At 70.9% G+C, this 21124-nt stretch carries 16 protein-coding genes; 10 read left to right on the forward strand and 6 right to left on the reverse strand.

All coding sequences use genetic code 11. The features are described from left to right. Positions 1-182: 182 nt before the first annotated feature. Positions 183-2603, forward strand: coding sequence for a heavy metal translocating P-type ATPase (locus PHA84_RS05235; RefSeq protein ID WP_270887038.1), 2421 nt, complete (start codon positions 183-185; stop codon positions 2601-2603). A gap of 129 nt (positions 2604-2732) precedes the next feature. Here the strand turns inward: PHA84_RS05235 and PHA84_RS05240 are convergent, their stop codons facing one another. Continuing rightward, a complete protein-coding gene (locus PHA84_RS05240) occupies positions 2733-3101 on the reverse strand; it encodes an ArsR/SmtB family transcription factor (protein ID WP_270887121.1) in 369 nt (122 codons plus the stop codon). Positions 3102-3197: 96 nt separating this feature from the next. On the opposite strand from PHA84_RS05240, the gene PHA84_RS05245 reads away from it, so the two are divergent. Then, positions 3198-3683 carry an ArsI/CadI family heavy metal resistance metalloenzyme gene (locus PHA84_RS05245; RefSeq protein ID WP_270887039.1) on the forward strand — a complete coding sequence of 162 codons (486 nt, stop codon included), beginning with the start codon at positions 3198-3200 and terminating at the stop codon, positions 3681-3683. A 17-nt stretch (positions 3684-3700) separates the two neighbouring features. Here the strand turns inward: PHA84_RS05245 and dnaB are convergent, their stop codons facing one another. Beyond that, positions 3701-5068 carry a replicative DNA helicase gene (dnaB, locus tag PHA84_RS05250; RefSeq protein ID WP_442952830.1) on the reverse strand — a complete coding sequence of 456 codons (1368 nt, stop codon included), beginning with the start codon at positions 5066-5068 and terminating at the stop codon, positions 3701-3703. A gap of 396 nt (positions 5069-5464) precedes the next feature. Between dnaB and PHA84_RS05255 the strand changes: the two genes are divergently transcribed. The 3 genes from PHA84_RS05255 to PHA84_RS05265 all read left to right on the forward strand — a co-directional run bounded on the left by PHA84_RS05255 (position 5465) and on the right by PHA84_RS05265 (position 8125). Further along, positions 5465-5737 (forward strand): DUF2277 domain-containing protein, encoded by a 273-nt coding sequence (locus tag PHA84_RS05255; RefSeq protein WP_270887041.1) that lies wholly within the window; start codon positions 5465-5467, stop codon positions 5735-5737. Between the two features lie 525 nt (positions 5738-6262). After that, positions 6263-6460, forward strand: a complete 198-nt coding sequence (locus PHA84_RS05260; RefSeq protein ID WP_270887042.1) for a hypothetical protein — start codon at positions 6263-6265, stop codon at positions 6458-6460. Positions 6461-6589: 129 nt separating this feature from the next. Further along, positions 6590-8125, forward strand: a complete 1536-nt coding sequence (locus PHA84_RS05265; protein ID WP_270887043.1) for a DHA2 family efflux MFS transporter permease subunit — start codon at positions 6590-6592, stop codon at positions 8123-8125. Positions 8126-8223: 98 nt separating this feature from the next. On the opposite strand, the gene PHA84_RS05270 is transcribed toward PHA84_RS05265, so the two are convergent. Beyond that, positions 8224-9024 (reverse strand): PIG-L family deacetylase, encoded by an 801-nt coding sequence (locus PHA84_RS05270; RefSeq protein WP_270887044.1) that lies wholly within the window; start codon positions 9022-9024, stop codon positions 8224-8226. A 159-nt stretch (positions 9025-9183) separates the two neighbouring features. On the opposite strand from PHA84_RS05270, the gene PHA84_RS05275 reads away from it, so the two are divergent. The 3 genes from PHA84_RS05275 to PHA84_RS05285 all read left to right on the forward strand — a co-directional run bounded on the left by PHA84_RS05275 (position 9184) and on the right by PHA84_RS05285 (position 13854). Beyond that, complete coding sequence (locus PHA84_RS05275) at positions 9184-11664, forward strand: beta-glucosidase family protein (RefSeq protein WP_270887045.1); 2481 nt, start codon at positions 9184-9186, stop codon at positions 11662-11664. Next, on the forward strand, positions 11654-12313 hold the full coding sequence (locus PHA84_RS05280) for a TetR/AcrR family transcriptional regulator (RefSeq protein WP_270887046.1): 660 nt from the start codon (positions 11654-11656) through the stop codon (positions 12311-12313). Before PHA84_RS05275 ends, PHA84_RS05280 begins: the two co-directional genes overlap by 11 nt. Positions 12314-12486: 173 nt before the next feature. After that, positions 12487-13854, forward strand: a complete 1368-nt coding sequence (locus PHA84_RS05285) for an MATE family efflux transporter (RefSeq protein WP_270887047.1) — start codon at positions 12487-12489, stop codon at positions 13852-13854. 45 nt (positions 13855-13899) lie between these two features. Here PHA84_RS05285 and PHA84_RS05290 read toward each other — a convergent pair whose 3' ends face one another. Beyond that, a complete protein-coding gene (locus tag PHA84_RS05290) occupies positions 13900-15441 on the reverse strand; it encodes a gamma-glutamyltransferase (RefSeq protein ID WP_270887048.1) in 1542 nt (513 codons plus the stop codon). A 97-nt stretch (positions 15442-15538) separates the two neighbouring features. Here PHA84_RS05290 and PHA84_RS05295 point away from each other — a divergent pair, with 97 nt between their 5' ends. Further along, on the forward strand, positions 15539-16945 hold the full coding sequence (locus PHA84_RS05295) for a cytochrome ubiquinol oxidase subunit I (protein WP_270887049.1): 1407 nt from the start codon (positions 15539-15541) through the stop codon (positions 16943-16945). After that, positions 16942-17943: a cytochrome d ubiquinol oxidase subunit II gene (locus PHA84_RS05300; protein WP_270887050.1), complete on the forward strand. Its 1002-nt coding sequence runs from the start codon at positions 16942-16944 to the stop codon at positions 17941-17943. Before PHA84_RS05295 ends, PHA84_RS05300 begins: the two co-directional genes overlap by 4 nt. 126 nt (positions 17944-18069) lie before the next feature. On the opposite strand, the gene PHA84_RS05305 is transcribed toward PHA84_RS05300, so the two are convergent. Both PHA84_RS05305 and iolD read right to left on the reverse strand, forming a co-directional pair. Next, on the reverse strand, positions 18070-19122 hold the full coding sequence (locus PHA84_RS05305; protein WP_270887051.1) for a Gfo/Idh/MocA family protein: 1053 nt from the start codon (positions 19120-19122) through the stop codon (positions 18070-18072). Positions 19123-19171: 49 nt separating this feature from the next. Then, on the reverse strand, positions 19172-21124 hold the full coding sequence (gene iolD, locus PHA84_RS05310; RefSeq protein ID WP_270887052.1) for a 3D-(3,5/4)-trihydroxycyclohexane-1,2-dione acylhydrolase (decyclizing): 1953 nt from the start codon (positions 21122-21124) through the stop codon (positions 19172-19174).

The following is a 21124-nucleotide window of genomic DNA, read 5'->3' on the forward strand; positions in this document are numbered from 1 at the left end:
AGAGGCCCGCGCGTGGAACCGGTGACGCCGGCCAAACTGTGATCTACGTCACCAGTACGTACGGATGGCCGACGGCCGGTGCCGACCAGGCGTCCAGCCACGCGCCCGTTCGGTCGGCTCACAGCGTTCCTCGCGCACGCGGCGCGCGTTGACGTCATACCCCTGGGGGGTATGGTGGGGCCATGGCAACGCATGACACCGACTCGTCGCAACTCGGCGCAGGCTCGCTCGTGAAGGATCCGGTCTGCGGGATGGACGTCGACACGGCGTCGGCCGTGAAGCACACCCTGCCCGCCGGGCAGACCTACTTCTTCTGCTCCGTCCACTGCCGGGAAGGGTTCGCAGCCGACCCTCACGGCTACCTCGGCCCCCATCCCGGAGACAGCGGGGCGGATGACGACAAGCAGGACGAGCACGACCACGGCCATCACGGCCACCACCGGCACGTCCACGGACACCACGCCGGGGCAGCGATCCCTGGGGCAGGCGACGTGGCGGAGTGGACATGCCCGATGCACCCCGAGGTCCGCAAGCCCGGGCCCGGCTCCTGCCCGATCTGCGGGATGGCCCTCGAGCCGGTGATGGTCACGGCGGGTGCCGGACCGAGCCCGGAGCTGGCCGACATGACGCGCCGGTTCTGGGTCGGGGTCGCCCTGTCAGTTCCCGTGCTCGTCCTCAGCATGGGTCGCTCACTGGTCCCGGGATTCGCCGACGCCATCTCGGCGTCCGCGTCGGCGTGGGTCCAGCTCGTCCTGGCGACACCGGTGGTCCTCTGGGCAGGGTGGCCGTTCTTCGTGCGGGCGTGGACGTCGGTGCGGACAGCGACGCTCAACATGTTCACGCTCATCGCGATGGGGACCGGCGTCGCGTGGGTCTTCAGCGTCATCGCCACCGTCGCGCCCGGCATCTTCCCGGACGCGTTCCGGATGGACGGCGCAGTCGAGGTCTACTTCGAGGCTGCGTCCGTCATCACCACGCTGGTGCTGCTGGGTCAGGTGCTCGAGCTACGCGCACGCGAGCAGACGTCCGGGGCCATCCGTGCCCTGCTGGGCCTGGCGCCCGACACCGCGCGGAGGATCGACCCGGACGGCACAGAGGACGACGTGACGCTCGACCAGGTGACCGTCGGCGACCGGTTCAGGGTTCGGCCCGGCGAGAAGGTCCCCGTCGACGGGACCGTGGAGGATGGGCGCTCCACGCTCGACGAGTCGTTGGTGACCGGCGAGTCGATGCCGGTCACCAAGGCTGTGGGCGACACCGTCATCGGAGGCACCATCAACCAGACGGGCTCGTTGGTCGTGCGCGCCGACAAGGTCGGTCGCGACACCATGCTCGCGCGGATCGTGCAGATGGTCGCGGAGGCGCAACGGTCGCGAGCGCCGATCCAGCGGGTCGCCGACCAGGTTGCTGCCTGGTTCGTCCCCGCGGTGATCCTCGCCGCCCTCCTGGCGTTCGTCGTCTGGGCGGCGCTCGGTCCTGACCCGCGCCTGGCTCACGCGCTGGTCGTGGCAGTGTCCGTCCTCATCATCGCCTGCCCTTGTGCACTCGGACTCGCGACACCGATGTCGATCATGGTGGGAGTCGGGCGAGGCGCCGGGGTGGGCGTGCTGGTCAAGAACGCGGAGGCGCTGGAGGTCCTGGAGAAGGTCGACATGCTGGTCGTGGACAAGACCGGAACGCTGACCGAGGGGCGGCCCTCGGTCACCGAGGTCGTCGCGGCGCCTGGCGTGGGCGACGAGGAGCTGCTGAGGCTGGTCGCCGCAGTCGAGCGCGCCTCGGAGCACCCGCTGGCCCGGGCCGTCGTGGAGGCGGCAGCTGACAGGTCCCTGTCGATCCCGGACGTGAGCGACTTCGACGCACCCGTGGGCAAGGGCGCCAAGGGAACGGTCGAAGGACGGCGCGTCTGCGTCGGTAGTGCGGCCTTCCTGGCCGAGCAGGGACTGGACCCCGAAGCACTGAGCGAGCCGGCCGACCGCCTTCGCGGTGGGGGTACCACCGTGGTCTTCGTCGCTGTCGACGAGCACGTCTGCGGCCTCATCGCGATTGCGGACCCCGTGAAGAAGACCACCTCGGCCGCCCTCCAAGCCCTGCGTGCGGACGGGATCGAGGTGGTCATGCTGACGGGGGACAACCGCGTCACTGCCGAGGCCGTGGCAGGCGGCCTCGGGATCGAGCGGGTGGAGGCCGAGGTGCTCCCACAGCACAAGAGTGAGATCGTCACCCGGCTGCGCGCTGAAGGGCGTGTGGTCGCCATGGCGGGCGACGGCGTCAACGATGCTCCGGCCCTGGTCGCGGCCGACGTGGGCCTCGCCATGGGGTCGGGGACTGACGTGGCGATCGAGAGCGCAGGGATCACCCTCCTCAAGGGCGACCTCACCGGCATCGTCGTCGCACGCAGGCTCTCGGCGGCGACGATGTCGAACATCCGGCAGAACCTCGTGTTCGCGTTCCTCTACAACGTCGCCGGCATCCCGGTCGCCGCAGGGGTGCTGTACCCCGCCTCAGGGCTTCTGCTCTCGCCCATGATCGCCGCCGGTGCCATGGCCCTGTCATCAGTGAGCGTCATCGGCAACGCGCTTCGCCTGCGAGAGAGACGCCTCTGACCGAACGGGCGGCACCTGGGACGAGGGCGCCTACCGGCCTCGGCTGGTCGCCCCCGCCCAGGCGTTCCTGCGCAGAGGGCCCGGAAGGGGCCCCGTCGGCTGCGAGCGGGACTCGCGCACGGGCGGTTGTCAGGAGTCCGCTGGTGTGCCGCTGACAGTCGCGAACAGGGTGGTCATGGCGGCCATCGCGTCCGGCTTGGCCCTGTAATACACCCAGACGCCGCGCTTCTCGCGGTCGAGCAGGCCGGACTCGTGCAGCACCTTGAGGTGGTGGCTGATCGTCGGCTGGGACAGGTCGAACGCTGGGGTGAGGTCGCACACACAGGCCTCCCCTCCCTCGTGGGACAGGACCATCGACATGAGCCGGAGCCTGACCGGGTCGGCGATCGCCTTGAGGAGGCTGGAGACCTGCTCGGCCTGCTCGGCTGGCATCGGCTCCCGGGCCAAGGGCGTGCAGCACGCCAACGCGCCCTCGGGCTGGATCAACGGCAGCTCCATCAGAGATTCGGACACGCATAGATATTGACAGTGATCTAAGCCTGATGGCAAGGTGGGCAGCATATAGACCGATGTCTAACTCATGGAGGAAGTCCCATGTCCCGTGTGCAACTGGCTCTGCGCGTGTCCGACCTCGACGCCTCGATCGAGTTCTACTCCCGCCTGTTCGACACCACCCCGGCCAAGCGACGTCCCGGCTACGCGAACTTCGCCATCGCGGAACCGCCGCTGAAGCTGGTCCTGCTGGAAGGCCGGCACGGCGAGGACACCCGAATGGACCATCTGGGAGTCGAGGTCGAGTCCACCGACCTGGTCGCGTCGGCCACGAACCGGCTCGCCGACGCCGGACTCGCCACCCGGATCGAGGACAACACCACGTGTTGCTACGCCGTCCAGAACAAGGTCTGGGTCAACGGCCCCGGAGCTGAGCCGTGGGAGGTCTACACCGTCACCGCCGATGCCCGCCCGGACCTAGAAGGTGAGACCAGCCTGGAACTGTCCGCCGTAATAGGCGACGGCACCTGCTGCGCGACCGGGGCCGCGGCCCAAAGCGACTCGAGGGGGGGCCTTGGCTTGCGCTGACGGTCAGGAGTACGCGGTCAGAAGTTCTGGGCCATGTTGGCGAACCTGCTGTAGTGACCTTGGAAGGCGAGGACGAGGTCCTTGGTAGGCCCGTTGCGGTGCTTCGCCACGATGACGTCCGCCTCTCCCTCACGGCTGGGGTCCGAACGGTCGCGGTGCAGCAGGATCACCATGTCGGCGTCCTGCTCGATGGAGCCTGACTCGCGAAGGTCCGACATCTGAGGTCGCTTGTCGGTGCGCTGCTCGGGGCCTCGGTTGAGCTGGGAGATGGCGATCACCGGCACCTCGAGCTCCTTGGCCAGGAGCTTCAGCGCCCGCGAGAACTCGGAGACCTCCTGCTGGCGAGACTCCACCTTCTTACCCGAGGACATCAGCTGGAGGTAGTCGATGACGACGAGCTTGAGGTTGTGCTGCTGCTTGAGCCGGCGGCACTTGGCGCGGATCTCCATCAGCGACATGTTCGGGGAGTCATCGATGAAGAGGGGAGAGTCCGAGATCTGGCCCATGATCCGAGCCAGCTTCTTCCAGCCCTGGTCGCCGATGGTCCCCTTGCGCAGGTCCTGCAGCTGGATCTGTGCTTCTGCGGACAGCACGCGCATGGTGATCTCCGAGCGACTCATCTCAAGGCTGAAGATGGCCGTGGCCATCTTGTGCTTGATGGCTGCCGCCCGCGCCACGTCCAGCCCCATGGTCGACTTTCCGACCGCGGGCCGAGCGGCCAGCACGATCATCTGGCCGGGATGAAGACCGTGGGTCAGCTCATCGAGCTCGATGAACCCCGTGGGCACTCCTATCATCTCGCCAGAGTCGCGGCCCGAGGCGACCTCGATCTCGTTCAGTGTCTCCTCGAGCACGTCGCCGAGCGCGATGTAGTCCTCGCCCCCGCGCTTGTCGGCCACCGCGTACACCTCGGCCTGCGCAGCGTTCACGATGTCCTCGACATCGCCGTTGCCCTGCTGGTACCCGAGCTGGACGATCCGCGTACCGGCCTCGACGAGCCGCCGGAGCACGGCGCGCTCGCTGACGATCTCTGCGTAGTAGCCGGCGTTCGCTGCTGTGGGAACCGCCTGGATGAGCGTGTGCAGGTAGGCCTGACCACCGATGCGCTGAAGGTCTCCGCGCTTCGACAGCTCGTCCGAGACCGTGATCGCATCCGCAGGCTCGCCCCGGCCGTAGAGGTCGAGGATCGCGTCGTAGATGAGCTCATGAGCCGGCCGGTAGAAGTCGGTGCCGCGCAGCCCCTCGACGCAGTCGGCGATCGCGTCCTTGGAGAGCAGCATGCCGCCAAGGACGGACTGCTCGGCGTGGACGTCCTGCGGCGGGACGCGGTCGTCCGAGCCGGACGGACCGTGTCCGCCCCCAGAGCTGAAGGCGCTGGTGCTCAGCTCTGCAAGGGACACGCGCGAGTTCCTGTCGATGGTGGGCCGGTGGACACGGACGAGAATCACACCCGTGTGGTTCGACTACACCACCGGGGTCTGACAGTGAGGTGCGGACTCATCCGTGACCCGTGACCGGCACACGTTATGGCTCCTCGTGGGGTGCCTCAAACCGCTCCTGTGGACACCGTGGGGACAAGGTGTGCGCAACGCCCGAGAAGCTTGTGCACACCCGGTGGGAAACTCTGTGGATTTCTCGCGCAAGGCCCGGATCCACAGCCTCTGGCGTGCCTGTACGCCGTACACCGCCTGTGGACGAGAGAAAGTCTCGGGCGTGTCTGGTCACTGGCAGCCTTCCCCGTGACTGCCCACAGCCAGGGCCGCCGGTCGTACGCTGAGCGCATGTGCCGGAACATCCGTCAGCTCCACAACTTCGAGCCTCCCGCCACGACCGACGAGGTTCGCGCCGCGGCGTTGCAGTACGTGCGCAAGGTGAGTGGGAGTACCAGGCCGAGCCAGGCCAACCAGGCGGCGTTCGACGCCGCGGTGGCCGAGGTCGCGCACGCCACCCAGCACCTCCTCGACCACCTCAGCACCAGCGCCCCACCCAGGGACCGTGAGACGGAGGCGGTCAAGGCGCGGGCCCGCGCTCAGGCCCGGTACGGCGCTGCCTGAGCAGCCGCTGCTCCTTCCGCTCTCCAGCCGCCTTGAGCGGGGCCCGAAGCCGGCGCGTCTCCACGCCCGAGCCGCGCAGCCCGTCGCCATCGACCAGTGGCTGTGGACAACCACACTGGCCGGAGCGTGTGGTGCAGCAGGCTGAGGCACGTGACGGCAGACCTCGACGCAGCGCGGCCGGACGGCGAACCACCCGATGCTCCGGTTCCGGCCGCCCGGTGGAAGGACGGCCCCCCCAGGGGGCCGCAGGATCACCCATCTGGTCCTCGTCGACGGGCTTCCGGCCGACCACTGGGTCGAGGAGAGCCTCGACGGGACGTGGGAGTCCCGGGACGGCAGGCGCGGGCCACGGTCGTCCCCCGCGGCTTCCGACGAGGATGCCCGGGAGCTGACGTGGCTCGACGAGCTGGTCGGCGGTCGTGAGGCACTCCCAACGGCCTGGTCGGGCCGGAGGGTGTCGTCCTCGCCAAGGACCTCTGGCCCCGGCTCGGGGTTCCGACCAGCTCGGCAGGGCGAGGCGCTGCGATGCTCGAGCGGCTACGGCTCGCTCGCGGCCTACCGGCACAGGAGCCCGTAGCGCCCCGCGGCGCCCCGGCGCTGCTGCGTGCCACAGGGCTGGCGTCCGTGCTGCTCTCCGGCGTGCGACAGGTGGTCTGTCTACGGCGCGATGCCGCCCTGTCAGGAGCAGCACCCGCAGACGCTGTCAGGTCGAGCGGTAGCTGAGGAAAGCGGTCGAGCGACAGCTGAGGGAAGCTCTGTCGGTGGTCACGGCCAGGATGGCCGTCTGGCGTCGGCGATGAGTTCGATCCGCTGCCTCGGTCTACCTGATGACCGCCAACCGAAGGACTGACCATGAACCGGGCAACCGCCACCAGCACCGACGAGTGGCAGACCGCTGCGAGCGCGCCGGAGACAGCCGACGCCCGGCCGTCCAGTCCCCGGCAGGCCGACCTGGCTGAACGGCGGCCGCCCTCGTCCGACGCGGCTCGCGTGCTGCGGATCCTTGTCCTGTCGACCTTCGTCGTCATCCTCAACGAGACCATCATGGTCAACGCGATCCCGAGGCTCATGCGCGAGTTCTCCGTCGCTGCGACCAGGGCTCAGTGGCTGTCCACAGCCTTCATGCTGACCCTCGCGGTCGTCATTCCCGCCACCGGCTGGTTCCTGCAGCGGGTCACCACACGAGCGGCCTACGCGACGGCCATGGGCCTCTTCCTGACCGGAACGGCCCTCGCGGCCGCGGCTCCCACCTTCGCGGTCCTGCTGGCCGCTCGGGTGGTGCAGGCCAGTGGCACCGCCGTCATGATGCCGCTGCTCATGACCACCCTCATGACTCTCGTGCCCGTCCACGACCGGGGCCGTGTCATGGGGAACGTGATGCTGGCGATGTCCGTGGCGCCGGCGATGGGACCGGCGGTGTCCGGACTGCTGCTGCAGCTGGGCTCGTGGCGGCTCATCTTCGCAGTGGTACTGCCCGTCGCAGCCCTGGTGGCGACGATCGGGGTGCGCCGGCTGACGAACATCGGCGAGACGTCGGCGACCCGCATCGACGCCTCCAGCGTGACTCTGTCGGCAGTCGGCTTCGGTGCTCTCGTCTACGGGCTCAGCGGACTCGGAGAGGGATCCCGCGTCACGCACGTCGTCCCGCCTGCCGTGGTCACCGCGGTCGGTGCCATCGCGCTGGGCGCCTTCACCTGGCGACAGCTCAGGCTGCAACGCCGTGGCGTGCCGTTGCTCGATCTCCGCACCTTCACATTCCGTCCCTTCACGATCGCGCTCGCCGTCATGTGCCTCGCCTTCATGGCCATGATGGGCGCGATGATCCTGCTCCCCCTCTACCTCCAGGACGTCCTACGCCTCAGCACCCTGTCGACCGGCCTGCTGCTCATGCCGGGAGGGCTCGCGATGGGACTGCTGGGCCCGCAGGTCGGACGAGCGTTCGACCGGCTCGGGGCGCCCCGCCTCGTCATCCCCGGCGCCGTCCTCCTGGCCGTTGCCCTGGCGCTCCTCACCCGGGTCGACGTGGATACCTCGTCCTGGTTCGTCCTGGCTGACCATGTCGTGCTGATGGGCGCGCTCGCTCTCATCTTCACCCCCGTCTTCACCTCAGGCCTGTCCGTCCTGCCCCCTCACCTCTACGCGCATGGCAGCGCGATTCTCGGGTCGCTCCAGCAGGTCGCCGCGGCAGCTGGAACTGCCGTGGTCGTCAGCGTGATGGCTGCCCGGGCAGCGAGCGCGTCCGCCGCGGGCGCCTCTCCTACCCGCGCGTTGAACACCGGCCTGCAGTGGGGTTTCGGCGTGGGAGCCGCGTTGGCGGCAGCCGTGGTTCTCATTGCGCTGGCGGTCCGCACGCCGCGCACCACGGGCGAGCCAGGACCCACTCCGTAAGCGCGGCCCACCCCCGCCCGGCCGACCTCCAGCCCGGCTTGCCCGAACCCGGCCGACCCGGGCCGTCCGACGGCGTACCCGCGCCTGACCGGCCGGCGTCATCCACAGAAGGGCCAGCCCACCCGCATCCCCGGCTTCCGGCCCGGCTCCAGGTAGTGGTCCGTCGAGAACATCGCGGCGAAGACGTCAGGCGGCATGGCAAGCATCCCCTCGATGTCAGTCGCCTGGCTGCGATGCGCCTCCAAGGAGGCACGTCGCTCGCGCAGGAAGCCACTCACGTCGACCTGCCAGTGGATCTCGCGCTCCGGGGTTCCAAGGGGGTTCCCGTCATCCATGGGGCGGTCTGGGTCGAACGCCCGGTCCGCCATGCCCGCGGCTACCGCGCGCTGGTAGAAGGCCCGGATCCTGTCCCGGTTCATCGTCGACTCCAGCAACCTTGGCGTTGCCCGAGCCAGCGCGGCCGCCCGATGCGCGACAGCGTGCACCTTGACGTGGTCGGGGTGGCCGTAACCACCATGCCAGTCATAGCCCACCAGCACGCTGGCCTCCTCCTCGTCGAGGACCGCCACCAGCCGAGCCGCGGCCTCGTGGAGGTCAGCGGTGTGGAAGGCGCCTGGGAGAGAGTTCTGCGGCCACCCGGTCATTCCGGAGTCCCGGTACCCCAGCCACGCCACGCGCTGCACGCCGAGGGCATCGGCAGACGCCTGCGCCTCGACACGCCGCCGGTCCACCAACGTCTCGCCCTCTGCGAGACCGCTCGCCGGAAGCTCACCATGGGCGCCGTCGGTGGCGAAGACCGTGACCACCCGGTGTCCCTCCGCCGCCGCACGAGCCATCGTGCCGGCCGTCTGGGACGCCTCGTCGTCGGGATGGGCGTGCAGGAAGACGATGGTGGTCACCGCGCCATCATGCCAACGGGAGTCGCAAGCCGTGCCCAGCCTCGACACGGCGAGGCTCGACGAGACCCCACCGCATCGCGGCGCAGAAATAGTCACGCTACGCTATTTCGCGGCATCTCCCCTCCACGGTGCACGCCGCCGCCAAGCGAAGGAAAACCGATGACTGCCTCCACCGACACCCACGGCGACAGCCGGCTGACGGACCTGGTCTCCCGGCTCGATCTCGAAACGAAGGTGCGGCTGCTCACCGGCGCCACGTCGTTCACGCTGCATGGCAAGGACAGCATCGCTCTTGCACCGATGGCGTTCTCCGACGGACCGACCGGCGTACGCGGCCTGAAGTTCACGGGTGGGGACCATGTGGCCCTCTTCCCCAACGCCACCCTCCTCGCCGGCGCCTGGAGCGAGGACACTGCACGGGAGGTCGGCGAGATGCTCGCCGAGGAGGCTGAGCGGCAGCAGATCCACGTGGTCCTCGGGCCCACGATCAACCTGCATCGCACCCCGCTGGGTGGGCGGCTGTTCGAGGCCTACTCCGAGGACCCGCTGCTCACGGGCCGGCTGGCCGCGGCCTACGTCCGTGGTATGCAGTCGCGTCGGATCGGGGCCTGCCTGAAGCACCTGGTGGCCAACGAGTCCGAGACGCTGCGCAACTACATGAGCTCCGTGGTGAGCGAGCGCGCCTTGCGCGAGGTGTACCTGCTCCCCTTCGAGATCGCAGTCGAGGACGCCCAGCCGTGGTCGATCATGGCCGCGTACAACGACGTCAACGGCGTCCCCGCGACCGAACAGCACCACGTGAACAACGAGGTGGTCAAGGGCGACTGGGGATGGGACGGCCTCCTCATGTCCGACTGGTTCGCGACGAAGACCTCCGCCCCGGCTGCCTTGGGCGGCCTCGACCTCGTCATGCCGGGCCCGGAGGGGCCGTGGGGAGCGGCGCTGGTCGCTGACGTCGAGTCAGGCGCGGTGGCGGAGGCGGTGGTGGACGAGCATGTCGTCCGGCTCCTGCGGTTGGCCGAACGCGTGGGGGCTCTCGGCGAGCACCGTGCGTGGCCCTCCGAGTCCACGGCGCCGGACGCCCCGTCGCGGCGCGAACAGCTCCGACGGCTCGCCACCGACGGCATGGTCGTCCTGCGCAACGAGGGCGCTGTCCTCCCGCTGGCCGCAGAGACCCGCGTGGCGCTGATCGGCCGGCACGCCGTCGAGACGATCTGCATGGGAGGTGGCTCGGCCACCGTCAACCCGCCGTACCAGGTGTCCATCGCCGAGGGGCTCGGCGGCGCCATGGGCGAGTCGGTCGTCGTGCTGGACGGCGTCGAGGTTCGCCTGCGTCCGGTCGTGGCGGACCCCGATACCATCCGGGACCCCGAGACGGGCGAGCCTGGGCTGCGGGCTTCGTACCTCGACGCGGATGGCACCGTGATGGCTGCGGAGCACAGCAGCGTCGCTTCGGTCGCCACCGGGTGGGACGACACGCTTCCCCGGCCCACCGAGCAGGTGGTGCTCGCCGCCCGGCTCGTCGAGGGTGGGCCCGTCCGGCTGGGTGTGCTGGGCACCGGCAGGTGGAGCATCGTGGTGGACGGGAAGAAGGTCGGTGCCCCGGACCTCGCCGCCGAAGGCCAGGACCCTGGGGAGTCGATGCTCAAGCCACCTGCCTGGACGGTGGACGTCGACGCCGAGGCGGGATCGCTCGTGGAGGCCACCGTGTCGATCGTCCGCCGAGAGCCGCAGCCCGGCCCGGACGGCAAGCTGAGCACGCTCTCTCACGTCATCGCCTCCGGGATGGGGGTGAAGGGTCTCACGGTCGCACCGGTCCCCGCGGTGGCCGCGGACGTCATCGCAAACGCGGTCAGAGCGGCGAAGGACGCCGACGTGGCAGTGGTGGTCGTCGGGCTCACCGAGGAGCAGGAGACAGAGGCAACGGACAAGTCGACCCTGGCCCTACCCGGCGAACAGGACGCCCTGGTCGGCGCTGTGGCGGAGGCCGCGAACCGGACAGTGGTGGTCGTCAACTCCGCCACCCCGGTGCTCATGCCGTGGGCGCAGGACGTGGAGGCCATACTCGTGGTGGGACTTCCCGGTCAGGAGGGCGGCCACGCCGTTGCCGACGCGCTCCTGGGCGTGCGAGAGCCGGCGGGCCGTCTGGTGACCTCATGGCCGGCGGCCGACGGTGCCGCGCCGGCCTGGGACGTCGTGCCCGACGGGCTGGCCCTGGAGTACACCGACGACACGTACGTCGGCTATCGGGGCTTCCACGCCGGCCTGAGCGACGCCCCGGCCCACTGGCTCGGCGCAGGCGACGGGTACGGCTCCTGGGAGTACGCGGACGCGCGCCTCGTGCAGCCGGGCAGCGCCCCGACCATCGAGGTCCGTGTCACCAACACCTCTGCCGGAGCGTCGCGTGAGGTGGTCCAGGCCTACTTCCACCCCGCCGAGGACAACCAGCCGGTACGCCTCGTCGGGTGGACCGCGGTCGAGGTGGAGCCGGGTCAGAGTGCGACGGTGGAGGTGGCCACCGACTCGCGGCTGTGGCGCAGCTGGGACGAGCAGAGCGGCCGCTGGGGCGAGAGCCTCACCGGAGGCCAGCTCGTCCTCGCCAGGGGGCTCGGCGACATCAGGGCGAGGGTTGACCTCTGACTCCGGCCGGGCCACGACCAGGAGCCCGTCCCGTCGCGGTCGTGGCCGGCCCAAGGGGGCCAGCACCGCGCAGACCCGCGAGCGCATCCTGGCCGCAGCGGCGGACCTCTTCGCGGAACGGGGCTTCCACGCCACCTCGATGACCGGAGTCGCGGAGATCGCGGGCCTGAGCCAGACCGGGTTGCTGCACCACTTCCCGTCCAAGGAGGAGCTGCTCGCCGCCGTGCTCGGCAGACGCGACCTTCGCGACCTCCAGGCACTCGCCGAGGGACGCGGGGCGCCCGCTCGCGGGTGGCAGGTCTGGGACGACATGGTCTCCCTGGTCAGACTCAACAGCCACCGCGAACCCCTCGTTCGGTTGTTCAGCACCCTCACCGGCGAGGCGCTGGATCCCGAGCACCCCGGGCACGGCTGGCTGCGACAGCACCACCGGTCGGCGCGCGAGGCGCTCACGCGCGCGATCCTCGACGCCGTCGCCGATGGCGATGCGCGGCCGGACGCCCCCGCGGGCCAGCTCGCCCGCCAGGCGGTCGCCCTCATGGACGGTCTGCAGGTGCAGTGGCTGATGGATCCGGCAGCCGTCGACATGGCCGCGGACTTCGCCGCCTGGGTCGAGACGGTCCGCGACCGCTGGGGGCTGGGGACCTGAGGGACTGGGGTCCAAGTCGACCGGGGCACTGGGCGACCGGGGCCCTGAGAGACTGGCGCCCTGGGGACCTGAGGCGCCGAGGGACCCGAGACTCGGGGAACCTCACGCACCGGGCAGCTGAGGACGGTGGGGGATCCGAGCCGTCGCAGCACGCTCGGGTAGCGTGAGCCGACGTGGGCAGCGGCGACCAGTCACGTGCGGCTGTCGTCGGATCGGGGCACAGCCGGGAGATCCTCCGGCTCGCCGTGCCCGCCTTCCTCGCGCTGGTCGCCGAACCACTGTTCCTCCTCGCCGACTCCGCGATCATCGGGCACCTCGGCACCCCGCAGCTGGCCGGCCTCGGGGTGGCCAGCGCGACGCTGATCACCGCGGCCAACATCTTCGTCTTCCTGGCCTACGGCACCACCTCGATCGTGGCCCGCCAGATCGGCGCCGGCAGCACCCGCGGCGCCCTCGAGGCTGGCATCGACGGTACGTGGCTGGCCGTGGGCCTCGGGGCCCTGACGAGCGCCGCGGTGGCGTGGGGCGCACCAGCCCTGTGCAGGCTGTTCGGCGCCTCCGACGCTGCTGTCGGGTATGCCGCCACGTACCTGCGGATCTCGTCCCTGGGCATCCCCGCCATGCTCGTGGCGCTCGCCGCGACCGGTGTGCTCCGGGGACTGCAGGACACCCGCACCCCTCTCGCCGCGTCAGCGGCCGGGTTCACCGGCAACATCGCTCTCAACCTGCTCTTCGTGTACGGGCTCGGCTGGGGTATCGCTGGCTCGGCCTGGGGGACCGTCATCGCGCAGACCGCCATGGCGGCCGCCCTGGTGGTCGTGATGACGCGGCACGCCCGCAGGGCCGGCGCCGCGCTGCGGTCTCACCCCGCACGGGTCCTGCGCGCGGGGCTGAGCGGCATACCGCTGCTCGTGCGCACGCTGGCCCTCAGGGGAGTCCTGCTGCTGACCACCTGGGTCGCGGCCGGGTTGGGCGATGTCCCGCTGGCGGCGCACCAGGTCGCCGCGACGGTGTGGTCCTTCCTCGCCTTCGCCCTGGACGCGCTCGCCATCGCGGCGCAGGCGCTGACCGGCAAGGCGCTGGGAGCCGGGGACGTCTCCCGAGCCCGCCGGGCGACGACCACGATGGTCCGCTGGGGGAGCTGGGGTGGCGTGCTCCTCGGTGTGGCAGTCCTGGCACTGCACGACGTCATCCCGCTCGCCTTCACGCGGGACGAGCCCGTTCGCGCGGCCCTCGGCGCCGCCCTGGTGGTCGTCGCCCTCGGTCAGCCACTCTCCGGCTTCGTCTTCGTGGTCGACGGCGTACTGATCGGAGCCGGCGACGGGCGCTGGCTGGCGAAGGCGATGCTGGCCACCCTGGTGCTCTACGCTCCGCTCGCCATCGCGGTGCATGAAGCCGGAACGCGGCTCCTGGTGGCCGGGGCGCCGACGGCTCTCACCGCCCTGTGGGTGGCCTTCACCCTCTTCATGGCCATCCGCGGCGCCTTCTTCGCCTGGCGGATCTGGGGAGACGCCTGGGCCGTCACCGGCGCCGCTCGCTGAGAGCGGCCGCGCCAGGAACAGTCACACGCCTGGAGCCGTCACACCTCAGGACACGCGCGTGGCAGCTTCCCGGCGCGGGTCGCCCGCCACGGTCAGGCTCGAGTCGGCAGTGCGCTCGGCCGCGCCTACGCCCCCGAAGAACATCGACCGGGGGCCGTGGGAGACCGAAGCCATGCCGGAAGCCTGCACTGCGGCGCTGATCCCCTCGTCGTCCTCGTACTCCACCCGAGCGACGCCGTCCTCGAGGATGCGCACGTGGAGCCGCGGCGCGTCGACGGCCTCCTGAAGGCTCGCCCCGCTCAGGCAGTGCCGGCCCAGGACCTGCATCAGAGCGGTGGTGATGCGGTCCGCCCCGGGGCTGCCGATGGCCAGCCGGTCCCCGGCATCGGACCGGGCGACTGTGGGCGCCATGTTGGACGCGAGCCGCGTGCCGGGCGCCAGCGCATGCAGCCCGAGCCGGTTGAGCTCCGGCTCCCCGAGGCAGTTGTTGAGCATCATGCCCGTCCCCGGGACGGTCGCACCCGAGCCGTACCCACTCGAGGCGGTGATGGCACACATGGTGCCCTCGCTGTCGACAGCAGAGACGTGGGCGGTCGACGACGACGTGGGCAGTCCGGCGAGCCCGTGCCGCTCGATCGTCTCCAGAAAGGCGTAGCCGTCCTCCTCCAGGTCCGTCGACAGGTCGTGCACCGCATGCCGGTAGGACAGGACGCGGTGCTGGATCTCGACCACCCGGGCCCAGTCCCAGGACGAGCCGGAAGTCCCATCCGCGCCGGCCAGCTCGCCCAGCATGACCGCGAGCATCGGCCCACCCACCGACGGAGGCGGGTTCGTCGCCACGTCCCAGCTCCCCAGCCGCAGCCGCAGGGGAGTGCGCACGACGGCCCGGTACGCCGCGAGGTCGGCTGCCGTCACCAGCCCACCGCGCGCGTCGCTGTCGGCGGCGATCCGCGCGCCAAGGTCACCGACGTACAGCGACCGCGCGCCCTCGTCGCCGATCTGCTCGAGGGTGTCGGCCAGGTCAGGGTTCACGGCGAGGTCACCGGCGAGCACCAGCCGGCCGTCGGGGCGACGGACCAGCGGCGCCGTGTTCTCGTCCCAGCTGAACACCGACTCGCCGGTGATGGCGAGGTAGGTGGCGGCGGCACCACCCACCCGGTACCCCTCTCGCGCCGCGGTGATGCTCGGCGCGAGCACCTCCCGCCACGGGGCTGCGCCGTGACGGTCGTGCGCCACGCCCAACGCTGCGAAGGCTCCCGGCGTCGCCACGGAGCCGTGGCCGGCGAACAACGTCAGGCCGCCGCCGTACGAGGTGTGCACCTCGCGCAGTCCCGCGCCGAAGCGCTCCCGGTCCAGACCGCGACCCGGCATCTCGACGTTGCCGTCGACGACCTCCGGTTCGCCGTCGGCGGGCCAGATGGTCACGAAGGCCCCACCCAGCGCTGACACGATGCCCGGCTCCGTGGTCATCGCCGCGACCATGGCGGCGATGGCCGCGTCCACCGCGTTGCCCCCTGCCGCCACGGCGGCAAGACCCGCATCCGCCGACGCCGGTCCGGTGGCCGCAACCGCTACGCGCATCGTCATGGGGCTGATTCTGCCCCGCCGCGCGTACCCAGGGGGACCGGACCGTAGGGGCAGCCCGAGTGGAGGTCCGTGCCGGCCAGACCCTATCGTCGCTGTCGTGGGCGTCCACGACCTCGCACGCCAGCTGCTCACCGGTGACGACCCGGCGGGACTGATGCCGGCGCGCGAGCAGATGGCGCTGTCACTCGGCTGGCACATCGTCCTGGCCTGCTTCGGGGTGGCCTTCCCCACCATGATCTTCGTCGTGCATCGCCGCGGCGTCGTCCGTGACGACCCGGTGGCCCTGGCCCTGGCCCAACGCTGGTCGAAGGTGTCGGCGGTGCTCTTCGCGATCGGTGCCGTCTCCGGCACCGTCCTGAGCTTCGAGATGGGGCTGCTCTGGCCGGGTCTGATGGGGCGGTTCGGCGACGTGCTCGGGCTGCCGTTCGCCTTCGAGGGCCTCTCCTTCTTCGTCGAGGCGATCTTCCTGGGCATCTACCTCTACGGCTGGGGCCGGATGCCTCCGCGCCGGCATCTGCTGATGGTGCTGCCGATGGCGGCGGCCGGGGTGGTGGGCACCTTCTGCGTCATCTCCGTCAACGCCTGGATGAACGCACCCGCGGGGTTCCGGATCGTCGATGGCCGCGTGACCGACGTGAACCCCTGGGCGGCCATGTTCAACAGCCTCGTCTGGCTCCAGTTCACGCACATGTGGGTCGGCGCCTATATGGTCGTCGGCTTCGTCGTCTCGGGGGTCTACGCCGTCGGGATGCTCCGCGGGCGGCGGGACGCGCACCACCGGCTGGGCTTCTCCGTGCCGTTCGCCTTCGCCAGCGTGGCGGCACTGGTGCAACCCCTGGTCGGCCATCTCCTCGGCTCCACCCTCGTCGACCGCCAGCCGGCCAAGCTCGCGGCGTTCGAGCTCGCCATCACCACCGAGAGCCCGTCCCCGCTACGGGTCGGTGGCCTCCTGGTGAACGACCAGGTCCGCGGGGCGCTCGACATCCCCGTACTGGGATCGCTCATCGCGCGTGGGTCCTTCACGGAGCCCGTGCCGGGGCTGGACACCATCCCCGTCCAGGACCGACCGCCGGTCAACATCACCCACTGGGCCTTCCAGTCCATGATCGGTCTCGGCACCCTGCTGGCGCTGGCCGTCCTGGTCTTCTGGTTCGCGCGCTGGCGCCGGCGCGACCCGCTCGAGCACCGGTGGGTGCTGCGGTTCGCCGCGGTCGCCGGGCCGCTCGCGGTCCTGACGCTGGAGTCGGGATGGGTGGCCACGGAAGTAGGTCGGCAGCCCTGGGTGGTGTATGGCGTGCTTCGTACGACGCAGGCTGCCGGAAGCAACTCGGGGCTCTGGTGGCTGCTGGCCGCCACCATGGTCGTCTACGCCGGCATGACGACGGGAGCCGTCGTGGTCCTGCGCTCCATGGCACGCCGCTGGCGAGCGGGACAGACAGACCTGCCCAGCCCGTACGGACCCCAGGCGCAGCTCCGGGACGCCGCCACGGAGCCGGGGCGATGAGCCTGCCAGTCGTGGTCGCCGCTGCCCTCTTCCTCGGAGTGCTGGCGTACGCGCTGTTGGCCGGGGCGGACTTCGGGTCGGGGTTCTTCGACCTCACGGCCGGGGGGAGTGCCCGCGGAGCGGAGCTTCGCACGCTGGTGGACCACAGCATCGGACCCGTCTGGGAGGCGAACCACGTCTGGCTGATCTACGTGCTGGTCACCTGGTGGACCGGCTTCCCGGCGACGTTCGCGTCCGCCATGTCCACCCTGATCCTGCCCATGCTCCTCGCCCTGCTCGGCATCGTGCTTCGAGGAGCCGCGTTCGCCTTCCGGAAGTACTCGGCCACACTGGGGCAGGCTCGGCTCTTCGGAGCGATCTTCGCCGGCTCCTCCGTGATCACCCCCTTCTTCCTGGGCACGGTGGCCGGAGGGATCGCCTCCGGAAGGGTGCCGGCACGCGGCCGCGGTGACCTCTGGTCCTCGTGGCTCAACCCCACCTCGCTCTTCGGCGGAGCAATAGCGGTGGGCACCTGCGCCTTCCTGGCCGGCACGTTCCTCGTAGCGGACGCCACCCGGTCCGGGAACGCCGGGCTCACCCAGCAGCTCCGCCGGCGAACGCTGGCCGTGGGGGTGGTCACCGGGGCCGTCGTCTTCGCGGCACTCGTTCCGATCACCCACGACTCACCCACCCTGAGCCGCGGGCTCTCCGGGCGGGCCGCCCCGCTCATCGTCCTCTCGGGGGTTGCCGGCGTGGCCACGCTGGTCCTGCTCCTGCGCCGTCGCCCTCACGTCGCACGGTTCACGGCGGCCGCAGCGGTCGCCGCCGTGCTGCTGGGCTGGGGGGTGGCGCAGTACCCGTGGCTGCTCGTCGACCAGGTCACCGTGACGCAGGGCGCCGGAGCCACGGCGACGCTGTGGGGGCTGCTGGTCGCCGTGGGCCTGGCGGGGGTGATCGTGCTTCCGGCGCTCGCCTACCTGTTCCGGCTGACCCAGTCGGAGAGCTGGACCCACAGCTGAGCTCCTGTCGGAGGCACCGGCGGCCTCAACCCCTTATCGGCCCAACTCACCGTCGATCTCGACCCGATGACCACCTCGACCCGATGACGACCTCCACCCGATGACCACTCAAACCCAATGACGATGTCACGACGGGCTCTCACGGTGCACCAGCCGCACCGAGACCGGCAGGCCGGAGCGCAGCGACTCGAGGGCCGCCGACGAGACGGCCGTCGCGGCGTACCCGTCCCAGCTCGTCGGTCCGACCAGCTCACCGCGGCGGCACGCGTCGACCCACGCCTGCACCTCGAGGTCATACGCCCGCGCGAAGCGCACCCGGAAGTCCGGCGGTACCGAACCTCCCCACCTCCCGCCCGGGGGGTGCTCGCCCGCGGCCCCCAGAGAGTCGAACGTCGTCGTCCACAAACCGGCGCTGTTGCGGCCGACGACGACCGTGCCCCGTTCGCCCACGACCTCGCAGCGCACCTCGTAGCCCACCTGGGAGTTGACGAACACCTCCGAGGTGACCAGGCCCCCACCCGCCATCCGGAAGAGGGCCACCAGCGGGTCTCGGACTCCGTCACCCGCCGCCCGCGTCGCGAGGCCGCCGAGCACAGTGACCTCGGCGATCTCCTCGCCGAACAGGAACCGCGCCACGTCGACCTCGTGGACCAACGAGTCGCGCACGATCATCTCGGAGCCGAAGGTGTCGGGCACCTGCTGGTTCCGGTGCGTGTTGTGCAGCAGCAGGGTCCGGCCCAGCCGTCCGGAGTCGAGGAGCTGTTTGGCCGCTGCGTACTCGGGGTCGAACCTGCGCATGAACCCGACCTGCACGAGCGGTCGCCCACCCGCGCGCTCGGCCTGCATGACGCGGACCGCCGACTCCGCGTCCATCGTCAGCGGCTTCTCGCAGAGCGTCGGCTTCCGGTGCGCGATGCAGGCCAGCAGCTGCTCCTCGTGGACGAGACCCGGCGAGGCGATGAGGACCGCCTCCACCTCCGGGTCCGCCACCAGGTCGAGCGGGTCGGCGATGCCGCGAACCTGCGGATGCCGTGCGGCCACCGCCGCGGCACGCGCAGGGTCGGCGTCGGACACGGCGACCAGCCGCGCACCGGCCGTCCTGCGGACCAGCCGCTCGACATGGTCGTCGCCCATCAGGCCGACGCCGAGGACGCCGACCGCGAGGGCTTCGGATCTCATCTAGGAGACCGCCCGGTCGCGGACCGCCTCGCCGCGGACCGCCTCCGGCTCACGCCTGCGCATCCTCTGCCGGCGTGAGGAGGTGGCGCTGCGTCGCCTTGTGCCCGACGTAGCGCTGGTAGGCCTCGCCGGTGGACTCGAGGTGGCTCGTCTGCGCGACCGGAACGTCCCACCAGGAGCCGCTGTCCGGCGCGTACACCGTCGGGTCCGTCTCGACGTGGATGACGACCGGGCCACCATCCGCCGGTGCGCCCTTGGCCTCCTTGACCGCTGCCTCCAGCTCCCCGCGGCTGTGCACCTCGATGACGTGAGCGCCGAGGCTCCGGGCGTTCGCCGCCAGGTCGACCGGCAGGGGCGCACCGTCGAGACGCCCCGACCCGCCGTCCCGGTACCGGTACCGGGTCCCGAACCGTTGCGACCCAAGGCCTTCGGAGAGGGAGCCGATCGAGTGGAAGCCGTGGTTCTGCACGAGGACGACGATGACCTTGAGGCGCTCCTGCACCGCGGTGACGAGCTCCGTGGGCATCATGAGGTACCCGCCGTCCCCGACCATGGCGAACACGTCGCGGGTCCGGTCCGCCAGGCGGATGCCCAGAGCCCCCGGCACCTCGTAGCCCATGCACGAGAACCCGTACTCCACGTGGTAGCCCTTCCGGTCCCGCACCCGCCAGAGCTTGTGCAGGTCACCGGGCATGGAGCCGGCGGCGCACAGCACGACGTCGCGCGGGTCGGACAGCTCGTTGACCACGCCGATGACCTCGCCCTGAGTGAGCAGCCCCTCAGCCAGCCCTCGCGTCACCTCCTGGGACGGGTGGTACGCCGACTCGACCTGCTCCTCCCACTGCGCCCGGAGCGAGGCCTGGCGGTCCCGGTACTCCTGGGGGACGGCCCAGCCTTCCAGCTCGTGCCTCAGCGCAGTCAGGGCCTCCCGGGCGTCGGCGACGACGGACAGGCCTGCCTGCTTGCCGGCGTCGAACCCCGCGATGTTGAGGTTGACGAAGCGGACTCCCTTGTCCTGGAAGGCGGTCCGGGAGCCGGTCGTGAAGTCGGACCACCGCGTTCCGACGCCGATGACGAGGTCCGCCTCGGCGGCGAGCGCGTTGGCCGCTGTCGTCCCGGTGGAGCCCACGGCACCCACCAGCTGCGGGTGACCGTGGGTGAGGGAGCCCTTGCCGGCCTGGGTCTCCCCCACCGGGATCCCGGTGCTCTCGCTGAGGGCGGCGAGGATCTCCTCCGCACCGGAGTAGTGGACCCCGCCACCCGCCACCAGGAACGGACGACCCGAGGCCCTGACCAGCTGGGCGGCGGCCGCAACGCGGGACGCCTCGGCCGGCGGGCGGGCGACGTGCCACACGCGTGGGGCGAAGAGCTCGAGCGGCCAGTCGTACGCCTCCGCCTGGACGTCCTGAGGCAGGGCGACCGTGACGGCTCCGGTCTCCGCCGGGTCGGTGAGCACCCGCATGGCGCCCAGGAGCGCCGAGGGCAGCTGCTCGGGACGGGTGACCCGGTCGAAGAACCGGGACAGGGGCCGGAAGGCGTCGTTGACGCTGACGTCTGCGGCATACGGCTGCTCGAGCTCCTGCAGGACCGGGGAGGCCACCCGCGTCGCGAAGGTGCCCGATGGCAGCAGCAGCACCGGGATCCGGTTGACCGTCGCGAGCGCCGCGCCGGTGAGCATGTTGGTGGAGCCGGGACCCACCGAGGCGGTGCACACCCAGGTCTGCAGGCGGTCCTTCTGGCGGGCGTAGGCGACCGAGGTGTGCACCATGGCCTGTTCGTTGCGCGCCAGGATGTAGGGGAGCCGCTCCTGCTCGTCAGCGCCCAGCTCGTTCTCCAGCAGGGCCTGGCCGATCCCCGCCACGTTGCCGTGGCCGAAGATGCCGAAGCAGCCGGCGAAGAGCTTCCGCCGCTCACCGTCCCGCTCGCTCCACTGGTTCGCGAGGAACCGGACCACCGCCTGGGCCACCGTGAGCCGCACTGTCGCGGCCTGCTCGTCCACCAT

Source organism: Pedococcus sp. 5OH_020 (assembly GCF_027812955.1).
Lineage (GTDB): Bacteria > Actinomycetota > Actinomycetes > Actinomycetales > Dermatophilaceae > Pedococcus.